Source organism: Fundicoccus ignavus (genome assembly GCF_009659375.1).
GTDB lineage: Bacteria > Bacillota > Bacilli > Lactobacillales > Aerococcaceae > Fundicoccus > Fundicoccus ignavus.
This window is the reverse complement of record NZ_WJQT01000012.1, coordinates 22,291-46,167: the sequence shown is the minus strand read 5'-3', so window position 1 is coordinate 46,167 and position 23,877 is coordinate 22,291. Positions and strand designations below refer to the sequence as shown.

At 39.5% G+C, this 23,877-nt stretch carries 23 protein-coding genes and 1 pseudogene; 8 read left to right on the top strand and 16 right to left on the bottom strand.

From position 1 onward, the window contains the following. The first annotated feature begins 98 nt into the window (after positions 1-98). Entirely contained in the window at positions 99-560 is a 462-nt protein-coding gene (locus GF867_RS08880) for a Dps family protein (protein ID WP_076767045.1), read from the top strand. 167 nt (positions 561-727) lie between these two features. Then, entirely contained in the window at positions 728-973 is a 246-nt protein-coding gene (locus GF867_RS08875; protein ID WP_216650285.1) for a hypothetical protein, read from the top strand. A 75-nt stretch (positions 974-1,048) separates the two neighbouring features. Here GF867_RS08875 and rpsI read toward each other — a convergent pair whose 3' ends face one another. The 3 genes from rpsI to GF867_RS08860 form a co-directional block, all read right to left on the bottom strand. Beyond that, complete coding sequence (gene rpsI / locus GF867_RS08870; RefSeq protein WP_153832752.1) at positions 1,049-1,441, bottom strand: 30S ribosomal protein S9; 393 nt, start codon at positions 1,439-1,441, stop codon at positions 1,049-1,051. A gap of 14 nt (positions 1,442-1,455) precedes the next feature. Beyond that, positions 1,456-1,899 (bottom strand): 50S ribosomal protein L13, encoded by a 444-nt coding sequence (gene rplM, locus GF867_RS08865; protein WP_311454115.1) that lies wholly within the window; start codon positions 1,897-1,899, stop codon positions 1,456-1,458. A 249-nt stretch (positions 1,900-2,148) separates the two neighbouring features. Continuing rightward, positions 2,149-3,504 carry a CapA family protein gene (locus GF867_RS08860; protein WP_153832750.1) on the bottom strand — a complete coding sequence of 452 codons (1,356 nt, stop codon included), beginning with the start codon at positions 3,502-3,504 and terminating at the stop codon, positions 2,149-2,151. 121 nt (positions 3,505-3,625) lie between these two features. Between GF867_RS08860 and GF867_RS08855 the strand changes: the two genes are divergently transcribed. From GF867_RS08855 to GF867_RS08840, 4 genes are all read left to right on the top strand, one after another. Continuing rightward, positions 3,626-4,150 (top strand): transcription repressor NadR, encoded by a 525-nt coding sequence (locus GF867_RS08855; protein WP_153832749.1) that lies wholly within the window; start codon positions 3,626-3,628, stop codon positions 4,148-4,150. Positions 4,151-4,251: 101 nt separating this feature from the next. Then, positions 4,252-4,833: a hypothetical protein gene (locus tag GF867_RS08850; protein ID WP_366927801.1), complete on the top strand. Its 582-nt coding sequence runs from the start codon at positions 4,252-4,254 to the stop codon at positions 4,831-4,833. Positions 4,834-5,176: 343 nt separating this feature from the next. Beyond that, positions 5,177-6,490, top strand: coding sequence for a BaiN/RdsA family NAD(P)/FAD-dependent oxidoreductase (locus tag GF867_RS08845; RefSeq protein WP_366927800.1), 1,314 nt, complete (start codon positions 5,177-5,179; stop codon positions 6,488-6,490). Between the two features lie 151 nt (positions 6,491-6,641). Then, positions 6,642-7,064, top strand: coding sequence for a hypothetical protein (locus tag GF867_RS08840; RefSeq protein ID WP_153832747.1), 423 nt, complete (start codon positions 6,642-6,644; stop codon positions 7,062-7,064). Between the two features lie 1,013 nt (positions 7,065-8,077). On the opposite strand, the gene GF867_RS08835 is transcribed toward GF867_RS08840, so the two are convergent. Beyond that, positions 8,078-8,275, bottom strand: a complete 198-nt coding sequence (locus tag GF867_RS08835; RefSeq protein ID WP_153832746.1) for a hypothetical protein — start codon at positions 8,273-8,275, stop codon at positions 8,078-8,080. 305 nt (positions 8,276-8,580) lie between these two features. Between GF867_RS08835 and GF867_RS08830 the strand changes: the two are divergent. After that, positions 8,581-8,841: pseudogene (locus GF867_RS08830) on the top strand (RtcB family protein); the annotation flags it as partial. Positions 8,842-9,005: 164 nt separating this feature from the next. On the opposite strand, the gene GF867_RS08825 reads toward GF867_RS08830, so the two are convergent. From GF867_RS08825 to GF867_RS08770, 12 genes are all read right to left on the bottom strand, one after another. Continuing rightward, positions 9,006-10,199: an ATP-binding protein gene (locus GF867_RS08825; RefSeq protein ID WP_153832745.1), complete on the bottom strand. Its 1,194-nt coding sequence runs from the start codon at positions 10,197-10,199 to the stop codon at positions 9,006-9,008. 1,262 nt (positions 10,200-11,461) lie between these two features. Beyond that, positions 11,462-12,481 (bottom strand): ABC transporter permease subunit, encoded by a 1,020-nt coding sequence (locus GF867_RS08820; protein ID WP_153832744.1) that lies wholly within the window; start codon positions 12,479-12,481, stop codon positions 11,462-11,464. A gap of 1 nt (position 12,482) precedes the next feature. Continuing rightward, positions 12,483-13,553, bottom strand: coding sequence for an ABC transporter permease (locus tag GF867_RS08815; RefSeq protein ID WP_153832743.1), 1,071 nt, complete (start codon positions 13,551-13,553; stop codon positions 12,483-12,485). A gap of 1 nt (position 13,554) precedes the next feature. Next, on the bottom strand, positions 13,555-15,072 hold the full coding sequence (locus GF867_RS08810; RefSeq protein WP_216650284.1) for a sugar ABC transporter ATP-binding protein: 1,518 nt from the start codon (positions 15,070-15,072) through the stop codon (positions 13,555-13,557). Between the two features lie 127 nt (positions 15,073-15,199). After that, positions 15,200-16,177: an ABC transporter substrate-binding protein gene (locus GF867_RS08805; protein ID WP_153832742.1), complete on the bottom strand. Its 978-nt coding sequence runs from the start codon at positions 16,175-16,177 to the stop codon at positions 15,200-15,202. A 142-nt stretch (positions 16,178-16,319) separates the two neighbouring features. After that, on the bottom strand, positions 16,320-17,765 hold the full coding sequence (locus GF867_RS14380) for a sensor histidine kinase (RefSeq protein WP_153832741.1): 1,446 nt from the start codon (positions 17,763-17,765) through the stop codon (positions 16,320-16,322). Then, complete coding sequence (locus GF867_RS08795; RefSeq protein ID WP_216650283.1) at positions 17,766-19,490, bottom strand: response regulator transcription factor; 1,725 nt, start codon at positions 19,488-19,490, stop codon at positions 17,766-17,768. 406 nt (positions 19,491-19,896) lie between these two features. Beyond that, entirely contained in the window at positions 19,897-20,202 is a 306-nt protein-coding gene (locus GF867_RS08790) for a magnesium transporter (protein WP_153832739.1), read from the bottom strand. An 82-nt stretch (positions 20,203-20,284) separates the two neighbouring features. Continuing rightward, a complete protein-coding gene (locus GF867_RS08785; RefSeq protein ID WP_153832738.1) occupies positions 20,285-20,470 on the bottom strand; it encodes a hypothetical protein in 186 nt (61 codons plus the stop codon). A 33-nt stretch (positions 20,471-20,503) separates the two neighbouring features. Further along, the gene (locus GF867_RS08780; RefSeq protein WP_172973997.1) at positions 20,504-20,653 is read right to left on the bottom strand and encodes a CBS domain-containing protein; all 150 of its coding nucleotides are present in this window, start codon (positions 20,651-20,653) and stop codon (positions 20,504-20,506) included. A 68-nt stretch (positions 20,654-20,721) separates the two neighbouring features. Beyond that, the gene (locus GF867_RS08775) at positions 20,722-21,129 is read right to left on the bottom strand and encodes a magnesium transporter MgtE N-terminal domain-containing protein (protein ID WP_366927805.1); all 408 of its coding nucleotides are present in this window, start codon (positions 21,127-21,129) and stop codon (positions 20,722-20,724) included. Positions 21,130-21,431: 302 nt separating this feature from the next. Continuing rightward, complete coding sequence (locus GF867_RS08770) at positions 21,432-23,108, bottom strand: muramidase family protein (protein WP_153832735.1); 1,677 nt, start codon at positions 23,106-23,108, stop codon at positions 21,432-21,434. Positions 23,109-23,329: 221 nt separating this feature from the next. Between GF867_RS08770 and GF867_RS08765 the strand changes: the two genes are divergently transcribed. Further along, a complete protein-coding gene (locus GF867_RS08765) occupies positions 23,330-23,620 on the top strand; it encodes a hypothetical protein (RefSeq protein ID WP_153832734.1) in 291 nt (96 codons plus the stop codon). Positions 23,621-23,877: the final 257 nt, after the last annotated feature.

Sequence of the window (23,877 nt, the reverse complement as noted above, 5' to 3'; positions counted from 1 at the left end):
ATAAAATAATTTTTTCACATTTTAAGGCGTTTTATTTGTATATATTCTAAACAAGCGATACCATAATAATAGAACAAAAAATAAGGAGGAAGATATATATGGCAAGTCAAGAAGTCAAGGATTATTTGAATACAGTGGTGGCTACTCAAGGACAATTCTATATTCGCCTGCATCAGTTTCATTGGTATGTAAAAGGATCTCATTTTTTTACACTTCATGAAAAATTTGAAGAGTTATATGATGAGACAACAGAAAACCTAGATAAGGTTGCAGAACGATTACTAGCAATTGGTGGCGAACCATATGCAACACTTCAAGAATTCATTGACCACTCAGTCATTGAGGAAAAAGTCGAAGACAAAAACCTTTCACAAGATGAAATGGTTGAAGCAGTTGTAGTAGATTTAGAAATCATTACCAATTCTCTACAAGAGGGTGTTGAATTAACTGAAGAGCACGGAGACTCCCCTTCAAATGACATGTTAATTGCCATGAAAGAAGGCGTGGACAAACATATTTGGATGCTGAAAGGTTACTTAGGCAAACCAGTGGACGCATAATCACCATATAAAAATAAAACAGTTGAACAAGAAAGCACTAAGAGTCTTTAAAGATTTTTAGTGCTTTTTTGAAGTGAAGCTTATAAATTGACATTTTAGAAGCAGAGATGTAGAACACATTTGAAACTACACATGTAGACGAAAAGAATAAGAAAGAAGGAATATTGATGAATAAATATGCACGTTTCGGACTTATGATTTTGACTTCTACGGTTATTATGTATTTTATGATGTTTGTGAATGTTAATGAGTATGACCATGTTCAAATAAGTCAAACGCGTATTTACATGGCAGTAATGATGGGTGTGATTATGGCGATTATTATGATGGGCTTTATGTGGAAAATGTATGACAACAAAAAATTAAATACAGCGATATTAGTTCTTTCAGTAGTTCTTGCAATCGGGTCTTAATGTGTTCTAAAGGTCAAAAAAAGACACATTCCAACAATTTGGAAAGTGTCTTGAAACATTGATATATAAACAATATTAACGTTTTGAGAATTGTGAAGCCTTACGGGCTTTCTTAAGACCTGGTTTTTTACGTTCAACCATACGAGGGTCACGAGTTAATAAACCAGCAGCTTTTAATGCTGAACGGAAATCTGGATCAACGTTTAGTAACGCACGAGCGATACCGTGACGGATTGCTCCTGATTGACCTGAGAAACCTCCACCGTTAACGTTAACTAGGACATCATATGATCCTAAAGTTTCAGTTGCGTTGAATGGTTGTTTGATTACTTCGTGTAAGTGAGGGAATGGGATGTATTCTTCTAATGTTTTACCATTAACATTGAATGCACCAGTTCCTGGCACTAAACGTACACGAGCTGTTGAATTTTTACGACGACCTGTACCTAAGTATTGAGCTTTAGCCAAAGTTATTTCCCTCCTTAAATTAATGTGTTAATGTCTAATAATGTTGGTTGTTGAGCAGCATGGTTGTGCTCAGCTCCACCGTAGACATATAATTTAGTGAATTGTTTACGACCTAAACGGTTCGCAGGTAACATACCTTTAACAGACAATTCAACTAAGCGACGTGAGTTATTTGCTCTCATATCACCAGCTTTAGTAGATTTTAATCCACCTTGGTAACCTGAGTAACGGTGATATAATTTATCTTCAGCTTTGTTACCAGTTAAAGCAACTTTATCAGCATTGATTACAATTACGAAATCACCAGTATCGATATGAGGTGTGTAAGTTGGTTTGTTTTTGCCGCGTAAAATTGAAGCGACAACAGTTGATAGACGACCCAATGGGATATCAGTCGCATCTAGGATTACCCAGTTACGTTCAACTTCGTTTTTCTTAGCCATATATGTTTGACGCACGTTAATTTCCTCCATTTAAAAATCTAGTTGTTTGACAATACTTTTGAGTTTCCGGGGCTCAACAGTGGGGCAAACAATACCGCTATTTATAATACGTCTAAAATCCCTTTTTGTCAATAAGATTCAAGAACTTTTTTCGACAAAATATGAATAAAAGTCGTCCTGTTAAAACGGTCCGATTGCTAGACCCCTATCTTACCAAATTATACGTATAATTCCTAGCTGTTTTGTGACTTTTGTCAAAAATATTTAACGATGACTATCTATTGAATCGAGTGTCCATTCCGTCGCCAAGTGACTCAAAAATTCAAAATCGCTAGTTAAGACTTGCATATGCGTTTCTAAAGTCTTAAACCAATAATCGCCATCTGGTATTTGGTATAAATGCGTATCGGCCAATGGGACTGTCTCATACAGCTTCTCCCCTTCTATGCCCAGCACAAACGTCGGCATGAATTTGGGCTTCGTAACGATTACTTCTCCGTCTGCTTGTCTTTCAAACGTGACTTCTGTGATGCCGCCTTGTTTATTATCCAATTCTCGTTGTCCGCTTAAAAAGCTAGCCTGCGAATAGATCGCAAAGGTTTGGCCATCATTCAACCAAGCCATTGGCTGCAAGACATGCGGATGCCCACCTAATATTAACTTCACGCCAGCATTGGCTAATTCTTCAAACACATATAATTGTTGTTCATCGGGTAAGGTGCCATATTCGGGCCCTAATTGTAACGTTACCACGACTGCATCGACCTGTGGCTTCAGCCATTCTACTTCTGATAACATTGTTGGCAAATCGACAAGACTAATCAGATACTCTTCACCAGCTGGAACAGGGATCCCATTGGTTCCATAAGAATACGTTAAAAAGCCCAACGAAATACCATTCGCTTCTATAATACGTGGCGTTTGAAAATCTTCGATACTTTCATAGGAACCACTGTAAAGTAAACCAGCTGCTTTAATATGCTCAATCGATGCGTACGCCCCTTCTCCAAACCAATCGAGCGTATGATTGGTCCCGTTAGTCACGATATCAACGCCAATACCTTTCAATGCTTCAAGAATACTAGAGGGCGCATTAAATTGCGGATACCCCGTCACAGGTAAGTCTGGATAAGCTGCGATGACTTCCAAATTCGCAATTGTTACATCCGCATAACTCGTAAAGGGCGCAATTTGCGCAAGCATCGGTAGAAAATCATAAGCTTCACTCCCTAAACTAAAGTCTATAGCTTCACCACCGAAAACAGCTCCCTCTTCATTAAGGATGCCGTCTTCAGTAAGTTGTTCGATGGCTGCTTGATAAATAGGTGACTCGATATCTGCCAACCAACTGACACGGTCGTGGATTAAGATATCGCCGACGGAACGCAAAACGAGTTGATCCGGTGTTCCTTGCCAAGGTTCGGCTGCTTGCCTTTCTGGTAAACCGCTGAGATTAGGTGGTAAATTATTTTGACTTATGTCGGTTTCTGAATTGAACGTTTGTTGGAGTGCTCCATCATAACGAGAAATCTGATGTCCTACCCTAGCTTGCGTGTGATTTATTGGCGTAAATATTGCGACTAATAGTAGACTAATGAAAGCTTTGGTTCGTTTTTTCATATTGTGCCCTCCCTTACTCGTTTAATTGTTCTGTTTTTACCCACTATTTCAAAATATTATATTTTTTTTCGGCACGTGCATGCTATACTATTAGATAGAGTATGAACAAGGAGAATGGATAATGAACGGAGATCAAAGGCGAGTCAAAATTTTAAATGTGCTCGAAAATTCGCTTGAGGCTGTTTCAGCTTCGCGTTTGGCTGAGCGTTTCGGGGTAAGTCGTCAAGTAGTTGTAGGCGATATTGCGTTGTTACGTGCAAGTGAACATAATATCGAAGCAACGAGTCGTGGGTATCTATTGGTTAGCGATAATCAAGCAAGTAGTGAACGGTTCATTGGCAAAATCAGGAGTTCACATAATAAGGATTTAACTGAAAATGAATTTAATGTGATTGTGCAACATGGTGGAGAAATTGTGGATGTTCAAATAGAGCATCCAGTTTATGGTGTAATCACGGCACCCTTAAATATAAAGTCTTATGCCGAAGTAGAATTTTTCATCGACCAGATGACGGATCATAATGCCATGTATTTGTTTGAGTTAGCGAATGGAGAGCATTCACATACGATTGAGTGTGACTCAGAAGAACAATTTGAAAAGATTTTACTGGCTTTACGAGTGGCTGGTTTCAGACTGCAAGATTAGACATAATTATGGTTTGACAGTTCAAATGTGCTTTGTTAAAATAGTAACAATTAATATAATTTCTCATCATACTTGATGAATAGATTGGAAGAGGTGTTCTAGTGGTAAAATCTTATACAAGTTCTTCTTCAAAGACATTACAATTAACGAGTGCTGCCATTTTGACAGCAGTAGGTATTTTAATTCCATTGGTCATGCCGATTAAAATCGTCATTGGACCAGCTTCCTATACCTTGGGAAGTCACATTCCGATTGTAATGGCAATGTTTCTTTCACCAGTTGTCGCTTTAGCCGTTTCAGTCGGAACGACTTTAGGTTTCTTGATGGCGGGTTTTCCAATCGTCATCGTACTACGTGCTTTCTCGCACCTCGTATTTGCTACTTTAGGCGCAATCTATTTGCAGAAAACACAGGATAGTTTAGGCACAATATGGAAACGTCAAAGTTTCAGTTTGGTCATTAATCTAATTCATGCTTTGGCTGAAGTGCTTATCGTCTATTTCGTTACAGCATTTGGTCAGCAAAATTTGGACAGCAATTTCTTCTATACACTCTTTGTACTAGTGGGGATTGGAACGTTAATTCATGGGATGATTGATTTCGAGTTAGGCTATCAGTTCACAAAGATATTAACCAGTCGGACTCATTTAAAGTTTGATAATTTTTCGCGTCATCATTATTAGTGTATCATCTGTACGCCGACCTTGGGGTTGGCGTTTTTTTTTGCGATAGAAGGTTTTTAGCTTTAGGTTGATCTATCACACTTTGTATTTCGCTTTGCTCATAATCAGAGTAGCTACACCGATTGGACTGTGTAACGCTGTGGAAGGCCAGGCGCTGAGCTACTTTCATTATTTCAACAAAAGTAATGCGATATAATCAATTTAAAACTACTAAACAGAATTAAACGTCCTCGGACTCGTCCGAGTTTTTTTAGTTATTGGTGGAGTTCGTTCGATGTGACGGCTTCTTGGGTGCGGCTTATTTAGGCTGTGGTATTATTTAGTAAAGGAGGCTTTGTTTGTTGTGGAGAAATTTGATGTAATTGTTGTAGGTGGCGGTTCGAGTGGCTTGATGGCGGCGATTAATGCTGCTGAGCAGGGTGTGCGGGTGTTGGTGATTGATAAGAATCCCAAGCTTGGGCGTAAGTTGTTATTGTCAGGCGGTGGGCGTTGTAATGTGACGAATCGTACGACGCGTTCTGAGTTGATAAAGCATATTCCGGGCAATGGAAAGTTTTTATACAGTGCCTTGAATCAGTTTGATCAGGAGGATATTATCGCCTTTTTCGAGGGGCGTGGTGTGGAATTGAAGGAAGAGGATCATGGGCGGATGTTTCCGGTGACGGATTCTGCCCGTACGATTCTGGGGACTTTAATTGACGTGATGAATAAGTTAGGTGTGACGGTGCGTTTGAAAGACCCTGTTGATTCGGTCTTGTATGAGGCTGGTCGTGTGGTCGGTGTGTTAACACGTGCCGGTGAGCGTATTCTGGCGCCTTCGGTTGTCTTGGCTGCTGGTGGCCGTGCTTATCCGCGTACGGGTGCTGAGGGAGATGCTTATGCTTGGGCGCGTTCAGCTGGTCATACGATTGAGCGTTTATACCCGACTGAGGCCCCTTTGTTGTCGCATGATGAAGTGATTGTAACCAAGGCTTTGCGCGGGGTCTCCTTAAGAGATGTGGCGGTGACTTTATGGGATGTTCAGTTGGATGGTTTGTCGGCAGCCGAGATTGCGCATACTGTTTGTCACGAGAAATTGAAGGCTTTGACAATCCATCAAATGGATATGATTTTCACCCATTTTGGTTACTCTGGTCCCGCTATTCTGCGTGCGAGTGGTCATGTGAATCAGTACTTGCATCGTACTGGCTTCAAGGAAGCCTATCTGACGATTAACTTAGCGCCGAATGAGTCGCGTGAGGCATTGATGGCTACCGCTGAAGAGATGCGCGAAAAGCAATTGATGACCATTCTGAAACAGTGGATGCCGGAAGCAATGGCTGGGAGCATCTTAACGTTAGCTGGCTTGGATGCCACGACACCTTACAAGCAGTTAGTTCATGTGGAGTTTGAACGTTTGTTTGATTTAGTTCAGGCTTATCCTTTAACAGCTTACGAATCACAACCGATTGAGAAAGGTTTCGTAACCGGTGGTGGCGTTTCGACGAAAGAAGTTAATCCGTCAACCATGGAATCGCGTCTGACGCAAGGCTTGTATTTCTGTGGGGAGTTGCTGGATATCAACGGCTACACAGGTGGTTATAATATTACGGCGGCTTTCGTAACGGGTACGATTGCAGGACGCAATGCTGCTTGGTCGAGTTTCGCAGCAGAATAATTGGACAAAATATGATATTAGAAGATTCGCGTTGGCGGGTCTTCTTTTTTATAGGATCGTTTAGTCTTGATTTACTTTATACTTCGTTCAGCTTGTTTTTCTCAAGGTCATGACCACCTACTGAAGCGATGAGAGTAATCTAGCCGATGGGTTGCGACTATCGACTAGATTAGCTTGTTTTCTAGCCGATGGTTTGGAACAATCGACTAGATTAGCTTGTTTTCTAGCCGATGGTCTGGAACATTCGACTAGATTAGCTTGTTTTCTAGCCGATGGTCTGGGAGTATCGACTAGATTAGCTTGTATTCTAGCCGTTGGTTTGGAACATTCGGCTAGTTTAGCTTGTTTTCTAGCCGATAGTTTGAGACCTTCGGCTAGATTAGACTGGATTCTAGCCGATAGTTTGAGACCTTCGGCTAGTTTAGGCTGGATTCTGGCCGATAGTTTGAGACCTTCGGCTAGTTTAGACTGGATTATGGCCGGTAGTCTGCTACCTTCGGCTAGTTTAGACTGGATTCTAGCCGATGGGCTGCTAGTTTATCTTCAGAATATCAGCTACTTTTCATCATTTTAGTCGGATTTTTCACGTGCCGAAAGGTGCCACGTGAATTTTCACTCGCCATTCGGTGTCGCACAAATTGCCACACGGGTTTTAGTCTCATTTCTTAAGTTTATACTCAATAAAACGCAAGATTCGTTGATAAAACGGCCTTCTTTGAGAAATCTAGCGAGTTTTCCGGTTTCATGATTGGAGCCACACCGAAAGCAACGCGCCATTCGGTGTCGTACAAATCACCACACCGGTTTTAGTCTCATTACTTTCTACTAATAGTTTAGTCTTCTGACATTTTATTAGTAGATACTTCACTATCACGGGCTTACTCGCTCAAGGTGCTACACCGGAATTAGTGGGATTAGCGAGGGCTGGCAGGTGAGTATGCAGACTCGATAACACAACGTCATGAGGAATCCACGTGGCGATAGACGCCCTTCATTCCATTCGCGTTCAGTCAACCAGATATCTATATAAGGTTGGACGAACGTTCATTTCGACATAATACACTGACGGTGATTCGAGTCGAGGTAGATGATAGTGGGTTTGAAGGACAAGTGCTTTTAGAAGTCGATTTAAGAGCTCTAATGCAGCGTCACGCTAAACTGAAAACACCGTGCTTGAAGTACAGTCATCACTTCCTCAATTCTACCATCAAGCCCAGCGGAGTCGAGAATAATAAAGTTACTTGGTAAAGCCTACTGATAGCCTGAAGTTTCCTCATCAGCGCCTCACAGCCGTCAAGCCTGCAATTCAACCATCAAAAACAGTGGTGTCGTTCACCTGAGGTTCACGACGATTTGATAAAGAACCCGTGCCTCTGCTGAAATCGTCGCGGATCAAAGAGATACGACTCATTTTTTACTTCAAGCCAGTCACCCTTCCAAAAGCATGGCGAATTAAAGAGAAGCGACTAGTTTATAGAAATACAGACCTATCTCAATCAGCTCTTACAACGTTTCTAAGTCCGTGAGGTCAAATGCAATTCCTTAACAAACAAAAAAACCGCCTAACTTAATAGACGGTATCGCAATTTAAAAAAAGCTGGAAATAAATAATCCGAGCGTGGCCACCCCAATGACAAATGACACCAGGACCATGCCTTCAAAGCGTTTATTTTCTTGGTATTCACGCCAAGAGTTCCACAATTGGTTAATTCCTGCTAGCAATAATAAAACTAGACCGAATGTCCGGATCTCAATTAAATCAAACCACATCGCAAGATAATTCACCGCAATGGCGCCTAAAAAAAATAGCTAGTCCATTCTCCTAATTTTTTTCTTCAAAGAAACCGCCTACATTTATAGAAGAAGTTTATCATATTTAAAGAAAACTTGATAGATCGCTTGCTAAATCTAGGCCTTAATTTTCATCAAGCATTCAGAGGGCGACTAAAAGCTGGGCGCAAATATAAAAAGCTCCAACGAGGTTTTTCTTTCACCGTTAGAGCGTATCAGTCTTATTTAGTTATAAAGAGCTAGAATGTTTTAAAGGTCGATTTTTTCGGCCCAGTAGTAGCCTTGTTGCCTTTCTCGGCCGCGGCCTAGGTAATCCAGATTGGAACAATAGCACCCCGCACGGTGCCGGTCGTTTAATGTCTCGTACCGCAGCCAAACATGCCATCCTACTCAAAGATTTTAAACAACAAATGGAAGCTATCTACAGCACGTCCGTTAATCAGAAAACGATCGACGAAGCGCCTGATGCTTACAAACCGCTCTCACATATTATGGAGAATATTCATGAAACCATCGACGTGGTCGAGATGTTGAAACCCATTTATAATTTTAAAGCTTAAAGGATACTGATAAATATCATCAATCGACCTCCATCCTTAAAACACCCCCGACAAAGCCTATTATATCGGCGCTTGTGTCGGGGGTGTGATTGTAAACATATTTTAGATTCAAATCCAGTTAAAGTTAAATCTGATAATTCTACTCACTTGATTTTGACAGTAGATTATTCCGCCAACAACCAATCAGCAATATAAACGATTGGAATCCCATCTATTTGTTCAACATCATGATAGCGACCTGTTACAACCATCTTCTTATAGTTGTCCTTGATATTTAAAAGATTATCAGTTTCATGTGTATTATCAGGAATTTCATAAGCCACTTGTACATAAAGAGTCTCATCTAGTTTTCTTGCGATAAAATCAATTTCTTTACTATCAAGTCTTCCAACATCTACTGTATATCCCCTTCTCATTAACTCTATAAAAACAATATTCTCTAAACGGTTACTGTAATTACCGTCTTTTCTGCCAACTGCATTTCTTCTCAGTCCTGAATCTACTATGAAATATTTCCCATTGGTTCGCAGATATTCTCGCCCACGAATATCATATTGCTTTGCTCTATAAAATAAGAAACCATTCTCAAGCAAATCTAAATAACGATTTACAGTATGAACTGTACTTTCAACGCCTTCACTTTTTAAAGTGTTAACAATTTTTGAAGCATTCACTAACTGACCAACGTTATCAGATAAAAAGCTAATAATTGCTTTTAATACAGTTGAATCTTTTACACCCGCTCTAAATGCAACATCATTCAATACAATAGAATCAAAAATTCCAGACAAAATAGTATCTTTAATAGTCTCCTCAGCTATGACGACACTAGGAAATCCTCCAAATTTTTCATATTCAAGGTAGGCAGCATCTACTTTACGAGACTCTTTGTCTACTCCTTTTACCCTTAAATATTCTGAGAATGACAATGGATAAATTGGGATTTCAATATAACGCCCACTTAAAAGTGTTGCTAACTCTCCTGATAACATCTTAGCGTTTGAACCCGTAATAATAATATCACTATCAAAGCTTACTCGAATGCCATTCACAACTCGCTGCCATCCTTCTACAACTTGTATTTCATCAAACAACAGATAAATTTTTTTATTATCATTCGGAAGTAAAGTATTCAATTTTTCACGAAATTTTTCTTCTGTAGTAATTGTTTGATAGTCATAACTTTCAAAATTCATATAGATAATATGATCTTCCGATATATTCTCTTTTAGTAAGTATTCTCTATAAAGCATTAATAAGACTGATTTTCCAGAACGACGTACTCCCGTAATAACTTTTATGAAATCAGAATCTTTGAATTGTATCAGTTGATTTAGATAAAAGGGTCTTTGAAACATACTCTCACTCCTTGTAATATACATTACTATTCACTACGAATTTTACCACTATTTGAAGTTAACTTCAAATACAAGGTAAATGTCAGAACTTTTGAACTAAACTTCAAATGCAATCCGATTGTCTCTATACTTGAAGTTTACACACATGATTTCTCACCAAATATGTCATAAGAAAGGTAAAGGTGTCGCTCGCCAGAGCTTCCCGACGATTTACATAAGGGCAATCTTGTGCTGAATGGAGAATCTGGTCGACTCTTCACATAGAGCTGACTCGACTCTACCTTCCTAGCTACTCCCCCATACTTTCGGCCGAAGACGCCACCACCTGCCCACTTCTTACAAACAACCAGCTCGAGTTTCCCCACACAGTTCACCAACCAATTCGACAATTAAAAATAAAGGTAAGTATTCTGAAGTTTGGTAAATCATTCTTTATTTGTAAGCCCGTGATAGTGAGGTATCTATTCAACTATTTATGGACATGATAAACTATCAGCGAAAGAGTAATATCCAGGCTAGTTCGTGCGTAAATTGCTTTGTTTTCTGAGCTACCTGAATGCTGACGCTTTGCGAGCTTTAAGAGATCCGTAAGGTGTGCCGGCAGCAACCCCGGCACGATTCTAAGTCTCGCTGCTTTAATATAATCGTCGTTCACCAAAGGGAAACGACACAGCCTGTTACTTGTAAGAAAAATCTCAATCTAACCAATTCTCTTGACGGATGGTTTAGATAGGATGCTAATTCAGCAAACCATTACTATGAATCGTTTAGAGGCCGATCCTCTCTAGCTGATATAAGGCAAGCTCTCGAGTTAACCGCTCTAATTCAACGTCGTGTAAAAGCCACGTAACTATAGCGCGCTTACGTCTATCCAGCCGACTGAGATTTCGAATCAGCCAGATACACGTAGTGTTTGGTAAGCCACTGATAGTGAGGTATCTATTGAACTATTTATGGATATGATAAATTAGCAGCGAAAGGGTAGTTCCCAGGCTAGTTAGTGGGTATTTTGCTTTGTTATTGGCGACAAGCTACTTGAGCTTCGTCAGACCAAGGCAGATGGCGTTCCCTATTAAAATTGAGACTATCCAGTTAATAGTTTAGTCTTTTGACGTTTTACTAGTAGACACCTCAATATCACGGGCTTACCCTTATTTTATAATCCTTGATACCAAAAAAGACAGCCCACAATGAGCTGTCCCCAGGAGTTATATAAGCATGATCACTAAGAGCTCTACTAACTACCACGTGACCACTAAACACTAAATCTTCTTACGTTTACGTTTTCTAATCGCAATCGCACTTTGTAAGACAATAAAGAAGCAAAGCAATAGCGATAGGATAATTCTAACCCACCAACTAGACAGGGTTCCTTGAGTCGTTACCAAACTGGAAATTGTTCCTTTAATCAAGACTCCAAACAGAGTGCCTATCGGATTACCAATCCCACCTGATAACAAAGTCCCACCAATAACGGCTGAAGAAATCGCGTCCATCTCTAAACCTTTCGCTTGTTCAACGAAACCAGCCCCACTATTCAGACAGAATAGAAAACCACCAATCCCCGTTAAAAGACCTGATAAGGTATAGGTTAATAACTTCACTCTTTGGACACGGATTCCCATCATGAGGGCGCTCTGTGTGTTACCACCAATCGCATAAAGCTTACGCCCGAAACTTGTATAACGTAAGACTAGAAAAATAAGCACAACAACCAAAATTGCAATAATTACAGTTGGGTAGATATAAGCCGGTAAGTAAACACCTTTCTTATTGACCGTCCCGAATGGCAGATATATTTTGTTATTGGCCCAAGAGAGAAAGACTTCATTCTTGATCGCAATCATTTCTGTACTGACCACTGCAGTCAATCCCCTGGCTAAAAACATCCCAGCTAAAGTTACAATAAAGGGTTGGATGTTTAAGTAAGCCACTAAATAACCATGCAGTAAACCGAACAATAAACCAATCAGCAACGAACTTAAAACAGCCACATACACACTTAAGCCGGAGACTTCCATTAAATAAGCCGAAACCATTGAGATTAATGCAGTCACAGACCCTACCGAAATATCAATCCCACCGGTTATCATGACTAAAGTCAAGCCAGTCCCTATCACAATCAAGCCGGCATTCGAGATAAATAAGTTTAAGAACATTTGGGGTTTCGCAAAGCCTTTGTCCGCAAAAACAAACATCCCCATTACATACATCACAGTGAATAATAGAATCGTTATCATCAAGAGGAAGGTCGAATCATTGAGTTTCTTCTGCTTTTCCATCTTAAACCTCCCCTTGAACTTTGATCAATTTCTTACGACTAGCGAGCAATTCTTTGACAGTCTTTTGAACGGTCTCGCTTTGCGCGATGACGATAACTAAAACAACAATTGCCTTATAAACTGGTAAGCGGTCAGCGGAAACATTTAATGAATATAAAGTGGTCGTTAAAGCTTGAATCGTATAGGCTCCGATAATCGACCCCATCAAACTAAACTTCCCACCACTTAATAAGTTTCCACCTAAAGCGACGGCTAGAATTGCATCCATCTCAATATTTAGTCCAATATTATTCGCATCAGCTGAATAGATACGACTTGAGGCAATAAAACCGGCAATCCCTGCTAGAAAACCATTAATCACAAACACAATAATTTTAATTCGGCTTTCGTTCAAACCAACTAAGCGAGCCGCACTACTGTTCATTCCGACCCCTGCAATAAACAAACCTAAGGCAGTCTTCTTCAGAATAACAAAGGCGATCACCGCAACGACCGTCGAGATAATAATCGGCGTTGGAATCGGTATTCCTGAAATATAGTTACCAGGAATCTTATAAGCATCTACACGGATATAAGTAATCTGTCCATGTGTAATCAGTTGCGCAATCCCACGACCAGCTGTATATAAAATCAAGGTTGCGACCATCGGTTGAATTTTCATCTTTGCCACTAAGAAACCATTAAAGGCGCCACATAACATACCAGCTAGTAAACCAGCTCCCAATGCTAATACAATCGAATTTTGGTACTGCGACACAGAGACTTCGCCACCCGATAATATTTGAGTAACGACTGCCGCGGTCACAGCCATAATTGCTCCGACACTAATATCTTGCCCACCGGAAGCAGCCGTCACTAGTGTCATCCCAATGGCTAGAATAATTAATTCAGAGGCCCGGTTCATCACATCAATTAAGGAACCATACAACACGCCATTATTGATTGTAATCGAGAAGAAGCTTGGTGAGAGAATAAAGTTAATGACCATCATTAAAACTAGCGCAAGAATCGGTAAAAATAAATGATGCGATGCTAATCTTCTTAAATTAAAGCCTTCTTTACTATTTGCCATATTATTTCTCACCTCCCGCAATTGTCCAAATAATTGTTTCTTGGTCTAATTGACCTCCGCTCAACTCGCCAACTTTAGCACCATCTCGCATAACCACCATGCGACTACAGGTCCGAATCATTTCTTCTATTTCAGATGAAATAAAGATAATGGCCATCCCCTTCGCAGCCAAATCAATGATTAGCTTTTGTATTTCGGTTTTAGTCCCCACATCAATCCCTCGTGTCGGTTCATCTAGGATCAATAACTCTGGTTCCGTTAATAACCACCGCCCGATAATGGCTTTCTGTTGATTTCCACCAGACAATTGTTTAATCGGCGTTTCACGACTGGCTGTTTTAATCTGCAACAACTCGATGTAGCGGTCCGCAAACTCTTCAGTTTCTTTACGACTGATTTGCTTGAACATACCCCGCTTGGTCTGAAGTGCAATAATAATATTCTCACGAACAGATAAATCTTCGAATATTCCGTCTTTCTTTCGGTCTTCTGGCAGATAAGCAATCCCATGCTTCATTGCATTCATCGGTGTCTTAAAAGTCACCGCTTGATCTTTGATCAAGAGCTGGCCACCATCTTGCGAATCTGCTCCAAAAATCGTTCGAACCAGTTCACTTCGCCCTGACCCTAATAAACCCGTGATTCCAATGACTTCACGTGGATGCAAGGTTAAATCAAAAGGCTTAATTGAGCCTGTACTATATAAGTTCTTAGCTTCCAATAAAGTTTGACTACTGATTTCATCTTGGACAGCCTGACCTTTTTCTTTAATCTTTTCCAAGTCGTCAATCGTTTTACCCATCATCTTCGCAACCAGATCAGCTCGAGGTAAACTACATGTATCGTACGCCCCGACCAATTCACCGTTTCTCAACACAGTAATTCGGTCAGATATCTCATAGACTTGCTCCAAGAAGTGCGTGACAAAGACAATACCTACACCGCGTTCTTTCAATGAAGTCATCAATCTAAATAGCTTCCTCACTTCATCCTCATCTAAAGATGATGTCGGTTCATCCAAAATCAAAACCTGACAATCCCTATCCACCGCCCGAGCGATGGCAATCATCTGTTGAATGCCAATCGAACAGTCACTTAACTGCTTTTGCACATCAATTTTAATGTCTAATTTTTTCAATAACTCAAAAGCCATCTCGTTCATTTTCTTCCAGTCAATCATTCCCCATTTACGAGGTTCTTTATCCAAAAATAAATTCTCCGCTACCGTTAAATTCGGCAGTAAATTGATTTCTTGATAAACTGTTTGAATGCCGCTCGTCTGTGCAGCTTTGGGTGAATCGAAAGAAACAGGCGTTAGCGCTTCATTTAAATAAATATTACCTGAATCTTTTTCATAGAGGCCTGTTAATACTTTGATTAAGGTTGATTTCCCAGCGCCATTTTCACCCATTAACGCATGAATTTCCCCTTTTTTTAATTCAAACGCCACATTACTTAGCGCTTTAACACCTGGGAAATTTTTATCAATCCCAGTCATTCTTAACACAGTTTCATTCATAAAATTCCACCCACTTTTCTTGCTTTCGCTGACAACAACTAAAACCAACCTCACACAGCATTAATAAATACAGGAGCATCCGACGTTATATCAGACACTCCGGATTAAATTTAGATGAATCTGTAAATTAATACTCGCGAGCATCAATATCTTCTTGAGTAATGGTAGTTGCATCAAATGTTACTTCTTCAACATAAGCTAACTTATCAACTTCTTCGCCCGCTTCTAACTGTTGAATCAAGGCATCTACACGTGCCCCATGAAGTGGGTTACACTCCACGTTATAGTTGATTTTACCTGCTAAAGTTGCATCAAGTCCTGCTCGCGTCGCATCAAAGGAAATCACGACGATATCGCCATCCACACCAACTGTTTTCCCAGCTGCTTCAATCGCATCAATCGCACCAAAAGCCATATTGTCATTTTCTGCATAGACAACATCAATATCATCATGCTGCTTCAAGATACTTTCCATAACTTCTTGTCCTTTAGCTTGCGTAAATTCGCCTGTTTGTTGAGCAATAATTTCCCAACCTTGGTTAGCTTCAACACCTTCTTCTAACCCTTGGGTACGGCCGATTTGAGCAGACGAACCAATGGTTCCTTGTAAATGGACAATCTTCAATTCTTCCGCTTGAGTTTCAACCATCCACTCAACCGCCTTGTCACCTTCTAACTTAAAGTCAGATCCAACCCAAGTCGTAAATAAAGCGTCGTCTGATACGTCAATCATACGGTCAACAATAATTACTGGAATGGCAGCATCTTGAGCTTCTTGTAAAACTGTGTCCCACCCTGTTTCTGTAACAGGAGCTAACACAATATAGTCAACTTCTTGTTGAATAAAGTTACGAATCGCCGTAATTTGATTCTCTTGTTTCTGTTGTGCATCATCAAAGATCAAACGATAACCATTAGCTTCAACGAAAGTATCCTGCATCGACTTAGTATTTGCTGTACGCCAGTCCGATTCAGCCCCAACCTGAGAAAAACCAACAACGATTAAATCTTCAGCTTGAACAGTAGTAGGAAACGCACCAAGAATAAATGATAAACCAAGGACAACGGATACTAAGGTCATCAATCTTTTAACTATATTTTGCATATGAACACTCCTTGTTTTTTATTATTGAACGACTTGTTCATTTATATGATACAACTAGAACGCTTACATTAATATGGATAATCATTGCCACAATATGACTTATTATTCTACAAATACATCCCAATGGTAAAATTTTTCGAAATCAATGACTTATCTTTGGAAAACGCACTTGCACCTCGAACCATTCACCCTCCACCGAATTAAAAGACAAACCACTCCCTTGGACAAAATATAACCTTAAACGTTGTTGCACATTCATTAATCCTAATTGGGTCAAACGTTTCTCGCTGTTTACATTCCTTGACAAGTCTTTCAATTGCCTTTGACTCATACCTACACCATTATCCCAAACACGAATCACGATTTGCTCATCCTCAATTTCACCTGATAGTCTGATTTTACCTTTACCACGTTTGAGTTTGATGCCATGGTACAAAGCATTCTCAACTAATGGCTGCAAACTCAGTTTCGGAATTTGATAACTATATAAAGACGAATCTAATTCAATCGAATATTCTAATACATCGTTATATCGAATCTTCTGAATTTCCAAATAACTTTCGACCTGCTTCATTTCCGTTTCTAAATTAATGACATCTTTTCCATTACTTAAAGACGTCCTGAAAAACGCTCCTAGACTAGATACCATTTGAACGACTAATTCACTTTGCTCACTTTCAGCCAACCAAATAATCGAATCCAATGTGTTGTATAGAAAGTGCGGATTAATCTGTGCTTGTAACAGTTCAAACTCAGTCTTTCGTAACAATTCTTGTTCCTCAGTCATATCAAGCATTAATTGTTCGAGCTGTTGACTCATCACGTCAACCCCTTGGTCCAACTCAATAAATTCCACATTATCGGTATGAATCGGGGCACTCGAAAACTCTCCCAATCCAACTTGTTGTGTCTTATGTATCAGCTGTTTAATGGGTGACACCATCCGACTAGTAAAGCGAACCGCTGAACTTGCCAGAGCATATAAAACAATAAAATAAGTTAGAATGCTCAAACCCACTACCCAAAAAGTTCTTTGTTGAATGACTTTTTGAATATTAGCTAAAACTTGTAGTTCCTCAGAGATATAATCATTCATATAGGTCTCAATTAAACCAGTAATAATATAGATATTATTCTCCAAAGATATCATTCGATCATCATACCCTAGTGTCTCGGACAGCTCAATCATTACTTCATCTAAACGATTGAGTAAATTCAACATACTCTGCAAGCGCCACTGGTTCATCGAATCTGTCGTTGTTTCTTGTAGTCTAGCCACAATCTCAGAAGCTTGGACAATATCTGATTGAGGCAAAGTTTGGTAATCTCTAGCCCCAACCACATAATAGTACATCTCTAGATCCAATTTATTCTTAAACTCATTATTAAATTCTGCCGCCACATTCGCATTCTGTAAAGAAGCATGGTACTCATGGTTAAAGAACATCATTATAATTAATAAAATTGCTATCATTACTGAGAACACAAACAGAATCGAAAAAGACCAACGATCTAATTGTTCTTTAAAAGCCATTCGTTTATCTGTACGTTTATTCTTAGTACCTTCTCTTCGAATTTTCTCAAGCACTTAAATCACCCCTTTACGATATTTACCAGGGGATACATTATGATGTCTCTTAAACAGGCGACTGAAATAACTTACATCTCGATAGCCCACTGCTAAGGCAATCTCATAATGAGTTTGATTAGTCGTACGTAGTAGAATCCTTGCTTCACCCATTCGGACTTCCGTAATAAACTCTGTTACTGTCTTACCTGTTTCCTGGCTAAAAATTGTTGTAAAGTGAGCAGGACTAATATTCACACTATCAGCAATGTCATTCAATCTTAAGTCAACATCACCAAAGTGTTCATAAATATAAGCACTCGCTTCTTTTATTACATTATAATAGCGACTCTTTGTTTTCTGACGATGAGCTACCAATACATTGCCCAATGCTTCTTCTAAATAAGACTCCAAAAGTTGCTTCGATGGCTCTTGTTCAAAGGCAACTGGTAATTTAATTGCTTGATCTAAGTCTTTGTTTAAGTCTCGATCTAATGCTTGAATAAACACTTGTAGGGCCATATAACTACTCAAAAACATGTATTGAACAAAAGCTTGGCTTTGCCATTGCGTCTCAGACACATCTGATAGAATTCTTTCTATAAAACTAGGGATGTCCTCTATACGTCCGTCAAGAATAAAATCCGTTAGTACTTTAGAATCTGTCCACTCTACAGGTATCTTCTCAAAGGATAGAAAATCTAACTCATGGTCTAGTTCTTCTCCCAGTTTCTTTCCATGACTAAAAGTCTCCTTATGCGTCTCAATAGCTCTTAATTCTCTGACAATTTCTCCTTGCTTCTCAATTTTCAGCACAGAATTAATTCGAGGTGGATTATAAGAATAATTTATTTGATTTGTCTTAATCCGCCACCATTGTTCTAATAAACGGTTACGGCCAATATTATAATACTCAGACACTTCACTTAGTCGATTAAATGAATTCGTTGTTCCAATCAAGAACACCAAATCATCATATTCTTGTTCGAAAAAACTTAGAATTTTAAACTCTGCTTCAAAAGCTCTCTCCTGAATTTCTTCATCGGCAGCCAATAAAAAGACTGTTAGTTCATTACTACTTTTATACTCAAATAAACCAGGAATCGTTGTTAATTTTTCAATCATTTCGCCGCGTATACGCTCGATAATTTTCCAAGAAAAATCAGCCAAAAAGCCCGGATCCTTCGGCTGAATCATTATCAGCAATAATTTATAATGATCTTTCAATAAATCTAACTTCAAATGATTGGCTTGTTCAATCAAATCCAAAACCTCTCTTGAGTCAATCAGCAGTTGTTCAAAAAATAAACGTCGCTTTTGATTAAACGCCTCTTGATGTAGTAAAGCGAGTGATGCTTCTTGTTCAACCATCTTCACTTTTTCTTCACGTATTCTCACCAATAAGTCCGTCAATTGAGCCTTCGTAATCGGCTTTAACACATAATGTTCGACACCAATATTAATCGCCTTTTGCGCATACTCAAACTCGTCATAGCCACTCAGAATAATAATTTTAGTCTTAGGATAATGTTGTTTAATAATCCTGCTCAATGATAAACCATCCATAAAAGGCATTCGGATATCCGTAATTACAATATCTGGCTGTAACTCTTGAATCATTGGCCAAGCCAACTCACCATCAGCTGCTTGCCCAACCACCTCAAAACCTAGCTGCTGCCACTCTACTAACTTTAACATTCCATCGCGTATCAACTGCTCATCCTCTACAATAAATACTGTAAACATCGATTTCATCCCTTCAGTTAAATAAGCTAATAATCACACATGCACTTATAAATAATCATACGCTTTCCCACTGTTAATTGAAAGCGTTTTTCAATTTAAGGGTAACATTAATATGATTTTTAAAATGGATGATCTAGACTACTTGTGTAAAACCGTATACTCACCTTTCAATCATGATTATGAATAGATAGTCGAAGTAAGCCCAATCATTAAAATTATTCTCCAATAAAAATAAGCGGATTTTATAAGATGGTTAGGTCCCTCTAAAAATCCGTTTATTTGTTATCAATACTTTTCAATTATAATAAATGCAACAATTGAGTCGCTATGCTAAAGTGAATCATTGAACCAAATGGATCGTTAATTGCGGTGATAAATAGCCCTGAAGCAACGGCTGGATCGATTTTTAACTGTTAATTAGGATTGGAATCACCGCACCCCCTACTGTTGAGATACTCAAATTAAGCCATAGGGAAATGCCGATAATAATCGCTAATAAACTATTGCCGTAGTAAATCACACCAACTAATCCTAAAGTTAATCCAGCTGCCACACCTAAAACCGTTCCTACTAGAAATTCTTGCCAAACGACTTTGACTAAACTTTCATCTTTTCGACTATCACCTACGATAATTTTATACACAGCTACTGCTAAAGATTGAGTGCTCAAGTTTCCTGCAGAATCCAAAGTAATTGGAATATAAGCCGCCAATAAAAACTACTTCATTTAAAGTTTCTTCAAAATAATTAATAAGCGATGCACTAATTATATCAAGGAAAATTAGATTAATAATTCAAGGCAATCGAGCACCAGCAATACTCCAAATTATTTCCTCAGAATTTCTTTGCTTTTTGGGCTTACTAATCGAAGAGATTTCATTAAAGTCTTCGGTCGTTTCCTCAACAATAATATCCATAACATCATCGACTGTAATAGCCCCTAGCATTTGACCAACTGAATTGACGACAGGCAGTTCCACCAAGTCATAATCTTGTGATACTCTCGTAGCAGCCTATTGATCCGCACTTGAATCTACCGACACCAGACGAGTCATCATAATATCGCCTAAAGTTTGTTCATGTGTATGTAAAATTAAATCACGTAAAGATACTACACCAATTAATTTTCCTGTCTCACTCGTGACATAAATGTAATAAACCATTTCCTCTTTTGGAGCGAGACCGCGAACACACTCTTCGGTTTCTTTAATCCTATCCTCAACTTTTCCCATTAAAAACTTTTGGTCATCACTGAACCGGCAGCTTCTGGCTCATACGCTAGTAATTTTTCTATCATACGACGCTTGTCTGTGGCAAATAAATCAAGAAGTATACGAGTATCGACATCTGACAAATCATTTAAAAACCTCACAACATTATCGACTTCCATATGCGATAACAACTGACTAATATAAATTGAAGAGAATATTTCGTATAACTCGCGCTGCTCCTCGAGTGACATCCATGCGAATAATTTATCAAACTCATCCAGGGTTAAGAACTCTTCAATTTTCTGCTTATTTTTAGTGTAAAGCGCATGGAATGATTCCATTTGGTCTTTTACGTGTAACTGGAAGAAAAGCTCCCGGAATGTTTGACGATTATTATGCTTGGCTGCTTTATAAAATTGCTTCGTAATTCATTATAAAACTCATTCCTTTCAGAAGGTGCAGTCTGGCGCCTTTCTATTCTACTGACTAAAGTTTTTACTAAATACCTCATAGAACTCTGACTCGGATCCATGCTCCTCACCACCTAAAAATTCCAATTCTAAAATTTTGAGTGTTGGTGAGGAAATCCTCGGAGAGTCCGAGGCTGTTATCCGCTCGCTTGCGTGTTTCATCTATAAAGAGCGCCACCCAATTTCATGAGCTTGTGTTGATCGGCTCATGTTTGGGTGGCGCTTGTTTGACTTATAATGTTTGTTCTTATTTAGGCTGATTACTCAGACGCTTCTTCGCTTGATTCTTCTGATGTTTCTTCAGTCGTTGCTTCTTCTGTGGCTGCTTCTTTCTCAGCAAGTTCTTCGGCGGTTGGGCCTGTTGGTGCTGAGATGTAGATTGTGCCGTTAACGAGGACTGCTTCGGCTGGAAGTTCGTTCCATGCGCGTAGGTTTTCAACTGTCACTTCGAAAGTTTGGGCGATTTCGTTAAGCGTTTCGCCTGGTGTCACGGTGTATGAATTTGCCGTTGGGTCCGTTACGATGACTTCGTCGCCTACTACTAACTCGTCTGTTTCTTCCAATTGATTCCAATTGCGTAAGTTTTCAACGAGTGTGTTGTTTTCTGTCGCGATGCTGTCTAGCGTATCACCTTCTGCGAATACGTGAATTTTTGGTTCGATGTTAGGGTTCGTGACGTTTAGTTCGTCCCCTTCAGCTAATGTGCTATCAGCTGTTAGCTCGTTCCATTCTAAAAGTTGTTCTTCTTTGATGTCGTATTCTTTGGCAATACTTGCGATGTCGTCACCCTCTACTACTTTGTGTAGGCGTGGTAATTCAGCTTTGCGCAAATTGCTGTCAACTTCGGTTGTTTCAGTCGCTGGTACTGTTTCTGTTGCGTCCGTTGTTGGTGCAACAACTAGAATTTGTTGTCCAATTTGCAACAAGTTGTTTGGCAAGCCATTGATTGACATCAAGTATTCTTCTGTTGTGCCATACCATTGTGCGATATCCCATAGGTTATCGCCTTGTTGGACTGTATAGTAGTCGCCGTCTGTTTGAGGCGGTGTCCAAGTTGATTCAGATGTTGAACTTTCTGGCACGTACGCACTGCCACTTGGTCCGTAAACTGAAATGCGGTCACCAATATTCAAGAAATTGCTCGACATACCGTTCCAAGCCATTAGTTGTTCTTCGGTTGTACCGAACCACTGCGCAATATCCCATAGGTTATCGCCAGCTACAACTGTATAAATACCGTCGTTCGTCACTGTTCCAGAATCGCTTGAGTCTTCAGTTGGCGCTGTCCATGAGCTGTCATCTGCTGGTCCATAAACTGCGATACGGTCACCGATATTCAAGAAGTTGCTCGACATACCGTTCCAAGCCATTAATTGTGCTTCCGTTGTACCATAGCGTTGTGCTAAGTCCCAAAGGTTGTCACCGGCAACTACCACATGCACGCCATTGCTAACAGGTTCGTTAGGGGTTGGTGTATAGGCTGTGTCACCATATAAAACAATCTTCTGACCAATTTGTAGCAAATTCGTTGATAAGCCATTAATCGCCATCAACGCTTCTTCGGTAGTGCCGTAAGTTGCTGCAATATTGTATAAGTTATCGCCCGCTTGTACGATATAAACACCGTCGCCTGAAGTAGTATCAGATGGTGTTTCATAGTAGCCATCATCTGACCAGTCTCCACTTGGCAAGATAATTTCCTGTCCAATTTGTAGGAGATTTGACGATAAGCCATTGATAGCCATCAAATAATCTTCGGTTGTCCCATTATCGATCGCAATTCTATATAAGTTGTCTCCCGCTTGAACGGTATACACATCCTGCGCATAAGCCACTAGTGGTGCAGACGCTGTTGCTAATAGACTTGCGGTTGTCAATATAGCTGCTGACCTCGTCACCCATTTATTTGTTTTTTTATGTAAATTTTGTAGTTTCATTTTCCTTATGCTCCTTCATCTAGAACCCAAAAGTTTCTGATAATTAATTCAATTATAACATGTTTACAGATGAGTCAAAAGAATTTCTACCCAATGTCATCAATCAGTAATCAAATACTAACAAAATACGACCCGATATAGTTGGTGCGTTGGAGGATTCGCGTGGAGCAATTGTTGGAGTAGTTGGCTTGAAGTCTACTAACTGATAGACGAAGGGAATCATGTCTCAGTTTAGAAAAGTGAAGCACGATTCGAATCCAATCATGTTCCAGTTTCAAAAAGTGAAGCACGATCCGAATCCAATCATGTTCCAGTTTAAAAAACTCGAGCACGATTCGAATGCTATCATGTCTCAGTTTCAAAAAGTGGAGCACGATTCGAATATAATCATGTTCCAGTTTAAAAAAGTGAAGCACGATTCGAATGCTATCATGTCTCAGTTTCAAAAAGTGGAGCACAATTCGGGTGTAATCATGTTCCAGTTTAGAAAACTGGAGCACGATTCGAATTAAATCATGTCTCAGTTTCAAAAACTCAAGCACGATTCGAATATAATCATGTTCCAGTTTCAAAAAGTGGAGCACGATTCGAATCCAATCATGTCTCAGTTTCAAAAAGTGGAGCACAATTCGAATCCAATCGTGTTCCAGTTTCAAAAAGTGAAGCACGATTCGTATCCAATCATGATCCAGTTTCAAAAAGTGAAGCACGATTCGAATCCAATTATGTCTCAGTTTCAAAAAGTGGAGCACAATTCGAATCCAATCAT